Raw genomic sequence first — 8,178 nt, forward strand, 5'->3', positions numbered from 1 at the left:
CCGACGCCGCAGCAGCTGGGCCCCGCGTCGGGCACCGACCACGAGCAGCGCCAGGGCCAGCGCACCGGCCGCGCTCGCCACGACGACCACCATGACCATCCCGTCGCTCAGCCACCGGGGGGTGGGCACGGGTGCGGCCCGCAGCTCCTGGCGCGGGTCGGCACCGGCGACCTGCGGTGCGGCGCCCGCCGTGGCCGGCAGCCCGAGCACCCACCCGCACAGGTCACGCAGGAACGGTGCCACCACGTCCGTGCCGATCTTGAGACCGTGGTTCGCCCCGTCGTAGTAGCGCACGGTCACCTGGTGGTCGCCGGCCACGGCCGCGTCGTCGATGATCTGCTGGGCGCCCTGCACGAGCGGCATCGAGGCGTCGGCGGTGCCGTAGGCGACGAGCACCGGCTGCCGCATCTGCTGCTGCCATGGCTGCACGTCGAAGTCCACGTACTCGAAGGCGCCGGGCAGGCTCAGCCCGACGGCCCGCGGGATCGCGCGGAACACGTCCGAGGGGACCCCGGTGTTGCGCAGGTAGTTGTGCACGGCGAAGGCCGCCTGCTGCCGGGGTGGCACCACCGGGCTGGACACGAGCACGACGAACGCGATCGACGGGTCCTGGACCGCCATCACGGGGGCGACCCAGCCGCCCTCGCTCTCGGCGTAGACCCCCACCTTCGCCGGGTCCACACCGGGCCAGGCGCGCAGCAGCTCGACCGAGCGCTCGTAGTCACCGGCCATCGCCACGTAGTCACGGTGCTGCAGGGTGTAGGTGTCCAGCCGCTTGTCGGGCACGATCGCGGTGACCCCGGCCGCCGCGAGGGCGTGGGCCTGCTCGACGAACGCGTCCTGGTACAGCCCGGTCCCGGCACCGTGCACGAAGACCACCCCGGGACGCCCCGCGGGCGCGCCCACCGGGTCGCTGATCTGGGCCTCGACACTGGTCCCGTCGAGCTGCACGGTGACCACGGACGTGCGCACGTCGTAGTGCCCCAGGGCAGGGGCACCCGTGATCGCGGTGTCGGACGTCGTCGGCGCGAGGGTGCTGGCCAGCGGGACGGGGTCCCACTGCGGCCCGAGCACGGCACCGACCACCGCCAGGGCGATGAGCGCCACGACCGTCTCGGTGGCCGCACGCCAGCTCCCGACCCGCAGCTGCCGCGTCCGCCGTTCGAGCGAGGCGAGCAGACCGCGCACGTCAGAAGCCCAGCCGGCCGAGCTGCTTGGGGTCCTGCTGCCAGTCCTTGGCGACCCGCACGTGCAGGTCGAGGAACACGCGCGCGCCCAGCAGCTCCTCGATCGCCACCCGCGCCCTGGCCCCGACCTCGCGCAGCCGGGCGCCACCGCGACCGATGACGATGGCCTTCTGGCTGTCCCGCTCGACGAACAGGTCGACCCGCACGTCGACGAACGGGCGCCCGTCGGCGGTCGGCTTGTCCCGCGGCACGATCTCGTCGACGACGACCGCCAGCGAGTGCGGGAGCTCGTCCCGCACGCCCTCGAGCGCGGCCTCGCGCACGAGCTCGGCGATCATCACGTCCTGCGGCTCGTCGGTGAGCTCACCGGCCGGGTAGAGCGCCGGTCCCTCCGGCAGGTGCGCGACGAGGACGTCGGTGAGCACGTCGACCTGCTCGCCCGCGACCGCCGAGACCGGGACGACGTCGGCCCACGGCCCCAGCTCGGCCACGGCCATCAGGTGCTCGGCCAGCCGGCCGCGGCTCACCAGGTCGGTCTTGGTCGCCACCGCGACCACGCGGTCGGCGGAGTCCATGAGCTGGTCGGCGATGTACCGGTCCCCCGGTCCCACCCGCTGGTCCGACGGCAGGCAGAACGCCACCACGTCGACCTCACTCAAGGTGCCCGCGACCAGGTCGTTGAGCCGCTCACCGAGCAGCGTGCGCGGCCGGTGCAGCCCGGGGGTGTCGACCAGCACGAGCTGGGCGTCGCTGCGGTGCACGATGCCCCGCACCACGTGCCGGGTGGTCTGCGGCCGGCCGGAGGTGATCGCCACCTTCGTCCCGACGAGGGCGTTGGTCAGCGTGCTCTTGCCGGAGTTGGGCCGCCCGACCAGGCAGACCAACCCGCTGCGGTACCCGGGCGTGCTCATGCGGTCTCCTCCGGTTCGGCACGGCTGGCCAGCACGGTGGCCAGCCGCCGACGGCGTCCTTCCACCCGGTCGGCGACCAGGTGCAGACCGTGGATCTCGCCCACCGACCCGGGCAGCGGCACCCGGCCCAGGGCCTTGGCGAGCAGACCGCCCACGGTGTCCACGTCCTCGTCCTCCACCTCGATGCCGAACAGCTCCCCCAGCTCGTCGCGGCCCAGGCGGGCCGGCACCCGGAACACCCCGTCGCCCAGGTCCTCGACCACGGGGGCCGACGGGTCGTGCTCGTCGGTGAGCTCCCCGACGATCTCCTCCAGGGCGTCCTCCATGGTGACCAGGCCGGCGATGCCGCCGTACTCGTCGACCACCATCGCGATGTGCGACGAGCCGTCCCGCAGGTCCCGCAGCAGGTCGTCCACGGGCTTGGACTCCGGGACGAAGACCGCCGGGCGGGCCAGCGACCCGGTGGGCTCGTCGAGTGCCGCACCGTCACGCTCGCCGTTGGCCCCGGGGATGTGCCGCACGACGTCCTTGAGGTAGAGCACGCCCAGCACGTCGTCGACCGACTCCCCGACGACCGGCACCCGGGAGAAGCCCGAGCGCAGCAGCAGCGCGAGCGACTTGCGCAACGAGGTGGTCGCCCCGGTGGTCACCATGTCGGTGCGCGGCACCATGACCTCGCGGGTGAGCGTGTCGCGCAGCTCCAGGACGGAACGGAACATCTGCCGCTCGCCCTCCTCGATGGCATCGGACTCGGCCACCCGCGCGACCATGTCACGCAGCTCGTCCTGCTCCGCCTCGGCGGACAGGGCAGCAGTCGTGGTGCGCCCCAGCCCGCCGGCGACCGCGGTGACGACGGTGAGCAGCCGCGACATGGCGGCCAACGTCGCGACCGGGTGCCGGCGCCCGACGGACCGCGGGCTCACCCGCACCAGCCCCCAGGCCACGGCCGCGCAGACGACGAGCGCGACGGCGACCACGAGCGGCCAGCGCCAGCCGGTCGCGGCCAGCGCCACGGTGACGGCCACGGTCGCGACCATCTCGGCGAGCAGCCGGACGAACGCCGCCGCGGCCGCGACCCGCACCGGCCGGGCCACGAGGGCCTGCACCCGGGACGCGGCGGGGTGCCCCTCGGAGAACAGCACGGCGACCTGCGCCCTGGTGGCACGGGTGACGGCGGTCTCGCCCGCCGACAGCAGGGCGGCCAGCACGTAGCCGACCACCGCGAGCGGGACGAGCAGAGCGGCGGGCGCCGTCATCGTCCGGCGAGGAAGGTGAGGAGCAACCGACGTTGCAGGTCGAACATCTCCTTCTCCTCCGCGGGCTCCGCGTGGTCGTAGCCCAGCAGGTGCAGGATCCCGTGCACGGTGAGCAGCAGCAGCTCCTCGGCGGTGCTGTGCCCGGCGACCTTGGCCTGCGCGGCGGCGACCTCGGGGCACAGGACGACGTCGCCGAGCAGCCCGGCCGGCGTGGTGGCACCCTCGCGCCCCGGGCGCAGCTCGTCCATCGGGAACGAGAGCACGTCGGTCGGGCCGGGCTCGTCCATCCACTTGACGTGCAGGTCGCTCATCGTGGCGGTGTCCACCAGCAGCACCGAGAGCTCGGTCTGCGGGTGCAGGTGCATCTCGTCGAGCACGTAGCGGGCCAGCGCGGCGAACTCCGCCTCGTCGACCCCCACCCCGGACTCGTTCGACACCTCGATGCTCATCGTCGTCCCCGCGTCCCGTCGGCCCGGTCGACCTCGGCCTGGGCGTAGGCGTCGATGATGTCCCCCACCAGGCGGTGACGGACGACGTCGGCTGAGGTCAGCCGGCAGAACGCGACGTCGGGGACGTCGGCGAGCACATGCTGCACGTCGCGCAGCCCGGAGGCCGACGGCGACGGCAGGTCGACCTGGGTGACGTCCCCGGTGACCACGACGGTCGAGCCGAAGCCCAGCCGGGTGAGGAACATCTTCATCTGCTCGGTCGAGGTGTTCTGCGCCTCGTCGAGGATGATGAACGAGTCGTTGAGCGTGCGCCCGCGCATGTACGCCAGCGGCGCCACCTCGATGGTGCCGGCCTCGATCAGCCGCGGGATCGACTCGGGGTCGACCATGTCGTGCAGCGCGTCGTACAGCGGACGCAGGTAGGGGTCGATCTTGTCCGCGAGCGTGCCGGGCAGGAACCCCAGCCGCTCACCGGCCTCCACCGCAGGGCGGGTGAGCACGATCCGGCTGACCCGCTTGGCCTGCAGGGCCTGCACCGCCTTGGCCATCGCCAGGTAGGTCTTGCCGGTGCCGGCCGGTCCGATGCCGAAGGTCAGGGTGTGCGTGTCGATCGCGTCGACGTACTCCTTCTGCCCGGCCGTCTTGGGGCGGATGGTGCGTCCGCGCCAGGACAGCACGTCGAGCGTGAGCACATCGGCCGGACGCACCTGGGTGCCGGCCGACAGCATCGCGATCGACCGCTCGACCACCTCGGCACCGATCGGGGCACCGGCCGCGACCGTCTCGGCCAGCTCGTCGACGAGCCGGGCGGCCAGCGCCACGTCACCGGCCGGGCCGGCGAAGGACACCTCGTTGCCCCGCACGTGGATGTCGACCCCCGGGAAACCGCGCTCGACGGCCCGCAGCACCTCGTCCGCCGGACCGAGCAGCTGGACCATGGGCACGACCGTCGGGACGACGATGCGGTGCTCCACCCGGGCAGGAGGCACGGCCGGGCGGGTGGTGGCTCGATGCTCGCTCATGTGCTCGGCGTTCGCCGTGCGCTCCTTCGAAGGTCGTCCGATCGACTGGTGGCCAGTCTACCGGCACGCTCGCGCCCAGACCGGGGTGGGCGCAGGCTGAGGGCAGGGTCCGACCACCCGGCTGGGCCCATCGTCCCCGGGGTCGGCGCCCGTGGGCCGAGCACACTGGCGGTGGGACGGGCAACGACGCCCGGACGAGCTCGGAGGTGGCGGCGTGGCCAGATACGTCAAGGACTTCAGCGAGGGCAACAAGGACCAGAAGGACCTGCTGGGCGGCAAGGGGGCGAACCTCGCCGAGATGACCCGGCTGGGCCTGCCGGTGCCGCCGGGCTTCACGATCACGACCGAGGCGTGCCGGGCCTACATGGCCGACGGCGAGGTGCCGCCCGAGCTGCGCGTGGAGGTGACCCAGGCGCTGCGGCACCTCGAGGACACCATGGGCCGTCAGCTCGGCGACGTGCACGAGCCGCTGCTGGTCTCGGTGCGCTCGGGTGCGAAGTTCTCGATGCCCGGGATGATGGAGACGGTCCTCAACGTCGGCCTCAACGACGCCAGCGTCAACGGCCTCACCGAGTTCTCCGGTGACGAGCGGTTCGCATGGGACTCCTACCGCCGGCTGATCCAGATGTTCGGGCGCACCGTGCTCGGCATCGACGGCGACGTGTTCGCCGACGCCCTCGACAAGGCCAAGGCCGCGCGCGGCGTGACCAGCGACGTCGACCTGACCGCGGCCGACCTGCGCGAGCTGGTGGGCACCTTCAAGCACATCGTGCGCGAGCAGTCGGGCCGCGACTTCCCGCAGCATCCGCGCGAGCAGCTCGACATGGCGATCGTCGCGGTCTTCAACTCCTGGGGCACCGAGCGCGCCCGGCTGTACCGGCGCCGCGAGCGCATCTCGGACGACCTGGGCACCGCGGTCAACGTCGTCACCATGGTGTTCGGCAACCTCGGCCCGGACTCCGGGACGGGCGTCGCGTTCACCCGCGACCCCGCGACCGGGATGACCGGCGACTACGGCGACTACCTGGCGAACGCCCAGGGCGAGGACGTCGTGGCCGGCATCCGCAACACCCTGTCGCTGCACGACATGGAGAAGGTCGACCCGAAGGCGTACCGCGAGCTGCGCAAGGTGATGCGCCAGCTCGAGACGCACTACCGCGACCTGTGCGACATCGAGTTCACCATCGAGCGCGGCAAGCTGTGGATGCTGCAGACCCGGGTCGGCAAGCGCACCGCCAACGCGGCCTTCCGGATCGCCACCCAGCTGGTCGACGAGCACCTCATCACGATGGACGAGGCGCTGTCCCGGGTGACCGGCGCCCAGCTGTCCCAGCTGCTGTTCCCCCAGTTCGCGGCCGGGTCGGACGCCGTCCTGCTCACCAAGGCGATGGCGGCCTCCCCCGGTGCGGCCGTCGGCGCCGCGGTGTTCGACCCGGTGACCGCCCAGGAGTGGGCCGCCACCGGCAAGGACGTCATCCTGGTGCGCCGCGAGACCAACCCCGACGACCTGGGCGGCATGATCGCTGCGGTCGGCATCCTCACCGCACGCGGCGGCAAGACCTCGCACGCGGCCGTCGTGGCCCGCGGCATGGGACGCACCGCGGTCGTCGGTGCCGAGGAGCTCGTCATCGACCCGGTCGCCAGGTCGCTCACCTGCAAGGGCCGCACGGTCGTCGAGGGCGATGTGCTGGCCATCGACGGGTCGACCGGTGAGGTGTTCCTCGGTGACGTGCCGGTGGTGCCGTCGCCGGTGACCACCTACCTGGAGGACGGCCTCGACGCCGCCCTGGCCCAGGCGGGCGACGGCGAGGCCGCCGAGCTGGTGCGCGCGGTCGACCGGATCCTCGTGCACGCCGACCAGGTGCGCCGGCTTCGGGTGCACGCCAACGCGGACAACGCCGCGGACGCCGCCCGGGCCCGGCGGCTCGGCGCCCAGGGCGTCGGGCTGTGCCGCACCGAGCACCAGTTCCTCGGCGAGCGTCGGGTGCTCATCGAGCACGTCGTGCTGGCCGAGACCGACGAGGACAAGCAGTCCGCGCTCGATGCGCTGCTGCCGTTGCAGCGCGGCGACTTCGTCGAGCTGCTCGAGGCGATGGACTCCCTGCCGACCACGATCCGGCTGCTCGATCCACCGTTGCACGAGTTCCTGCCGGACCTGACGAGCCTGTCGGTCAAGGTCGCGCTGGCCGCCGAGCGTGGCGAGGTGGACGAGCAGGACGTCAAGCTCCTGGCCGCCGTCGAGCACATGCACGAGGCGAACCCGATGCTGGGGCTGCGCGGGGTGCGCCTCGGGCTGGTGGTGCGCGGGCTGTTCGAGCTGCAGATCCGGGCGATCTGCGAGGCGGTCGCCGACCGGCTCGCGGCCGGTGGTCACCCGCACGCGGAGATCATGGTGCCGCTCATCGGCTCGGTGCAGGAGCTGCGCCTGGTGCGCGACATGGCCACGACGATCATGGCGGAGGTCTCGCAGACCCGGGGCGTGACGATCGACCTGCCGGTGGGCTGCATGATCGAGCTGCCGCGCGCGGCGCTCACCGCCGGCCGGATCGCGGACGAGGCGCAGTTCTTCTCGTTCGGCACCAACGACCTCACGCAGACCACGTGGGGCTTCTCCCGCGACGACGTCGAGGGCGCGTTCTTCGCCCAGTACACGTCCAACGGGGTGCTCTCGGTGTCGCCATTCGAGACGATCGACGAGCTCGGGGTCGGCCGGCTGGTGAAGATCGCGGTCGATGAGGGCCGCGCGACCCGACCGGAGCTGGGTCTGGGCGTGTGCGGTGAGCACGGCGGCGACCCGGAGTCCATCCGGTTCTTCCACGGTGCCGGTCTGGACTACGTGTCCTGCTCGCCGTTCCGGGTGCCGGTGGCCCGCCTGGAGGCGGGCCGGGCGGCGGTCGAGGGCAACACGGTCTCCGACAGCCGCTGACCTGCGCACCCGCCGGGTGCACGCGACGGGGCGGGGTGGGGCCGACCGGTCCTGCCCCGCCCCGCGGCGTGCGGCCCGACGTCAGGTCGGAGCCCGGCTCAGCCCCAGCGACCCAGCCGTTGGGCGAGCAGCCCCAGCGCCACCGGTCCGGCCGTGGAGGTGCGCAGCACATGGGGTCCGAGCCGGACGGCGAGCGCCCCCGCGGCGACGAACGCGTCGAGCTCGTCGGCGTCGATCCCGCCCTCGGGCCCGACCACGACGAGCACCTCGCCGTCGGCCGGCAGCGGTGCACCGGCGAGGGGCAGCTCGGCCTCCTCGTGGAGCACGAGCACCGCACCGCCGGCCGCGACAGTCGCCGCGATGCGGGCCGTCAACGCCTTGGAGTCGACCGCGGCCTCGACCGTGGGCACCCACGCGCGGCGGGACT

Annotated in this window: 7 protein-coding genes; 1 reads left to right on the top strand and 6 read right to left on the bottom strand. The window is 73.1% G+C overall.

Annotated features, from left to right (window positions below):
* The 5 genes from F2B26_RS12840 to F2B26_RS12860 form a co-directional block, all read right to left on the bottom strand.
* Positions 1-1,188, bottom strand: a 1,188-nt coding sequence (locus tag F2B26_RS12840) for an alpha/beta hydrolase family protein (RefSeq protein WP_159809986.1), incomplete at its 3' end; no start/stop codon positions are given.
* 1 nt (position 1,189) lies between these two features.
* Positions 1,190-2,098, bottom strand: a complete 909-nt coding sequence (gene era / locus F2B26_RS12845) for a GTPase Era (protein WP_159809988.1) — start codon at positions 2,096-2,098, stop codon at positions 1,190-1,192.
* Positions 2,095-3,354 (bottom strand): hemolysin family protein, encoded by a 1,260-nt coding sequence (locus F2B26_RS12850; protein WP_159809990.1) that lies wholly within the window; start codon positions 3,352-3,354, stop codon positions 2,095-2,097. The genes era and F2B26_RS12850 overlap by 4 nt, the downstream gene beginning before the upstream one ends.
* The gene (gene ybeY, locus F2B26_RS12855; RefSeq protein WP_159809992.1) at positions 3,351-3,803 is read right to left on the bottom strand and encodes an rRNA maturation RNase YbeY; all 453 of its coding nucleotides are present in this window, start codon (positions 3,801-3,803) and stop codon (positions 3,351-3,353) included. Before ybeY ends, F2B26_RS12850 begins: the two co-directional genes overlap by 4 nt.
* The gene (locus tag F2B26_RS12860) at positions 3,800-4,825 is read right to left on the bottom strand and encodes a PhoH family protein (RefSeq protein WP_159809994.1); all 1,026 of its coding nucleotides are present in this window, start codon (positions 4,823-4,825) and stop codon (positions 3,800-3,802) included. The genes ybeY and F2B26_RS12860 overlap by 4 nt, the downstream gene beginning before the upstream one ends.
* Before the next feature lie 214 nt (positions 4,826-5,039).
* Here F2B26_RS12860 and ppdK point away from each other — a divergent pair, with 214 nt between their 5' ends.
* On the top strand, positions 5,040-7,751 hold the full coding sequence (gene ppdK / locus F2B26_RS12865) for a pyruvate, phosphate dikinase (protein ID WP_159809996.1): 2,712 nt from the start codon (positions 5,040-5,042) through the stop codon (positions 7,749-7,751).
* Between the two features lie 98 nt (positions 7,752-7,849).
* On the opposite strand, the gene F2B26_RS12870 is transcribed toward ppdK, so the two are convergent.
* Positions 7,850-8,178 (bottom strand): RsmE family RNA methyltransferase (locus tag F2B26_RS12870; RefSeq protein WP_159809998.1); only part of this gene is annotated, 329 nt, incomplete at its 5' end.

The organism is Cellulomonas citrea, from assembly GCF_009829685.1.
GTDB classification, from domain to species: Bacteria; Actinomycetota; Actinomycetes; order Actinomycetales; family Cellulomonadaceae; genus Cellulomonas; species Cellulomonas citrea.

Coding starts and splice junctions, on each gene's coding strand:
- ybeY (WP_159809992.1), bottom strand. CDS start 3,803: ATGAGCATCGAGGTGTCGAACGAGTCCGGGGTGGGGGTCGACGAGGCG.
- era (WP_159809988.1), bottom strand. CDS start 2,098: ATGAGCACGCCCGGGTACCGCAGCGGGTTGGTCTGCCTGGTCGGGCGG.
- F2B26_RS12860 (WP_159809994.1), bottom strand. CDS start 4,825: ATGAGCGAGCATCGAGCCACCACCCGCCCGGCCGTGCCTCCTGCCCGG.
- F2B26_RS12850 (WP_159809990.1), bottom strand. CDS start 3,354: ATGACGGCGCCCGCCGCTCTGCTCGTCCCGCTCGCGGTGGTCGGCTAC.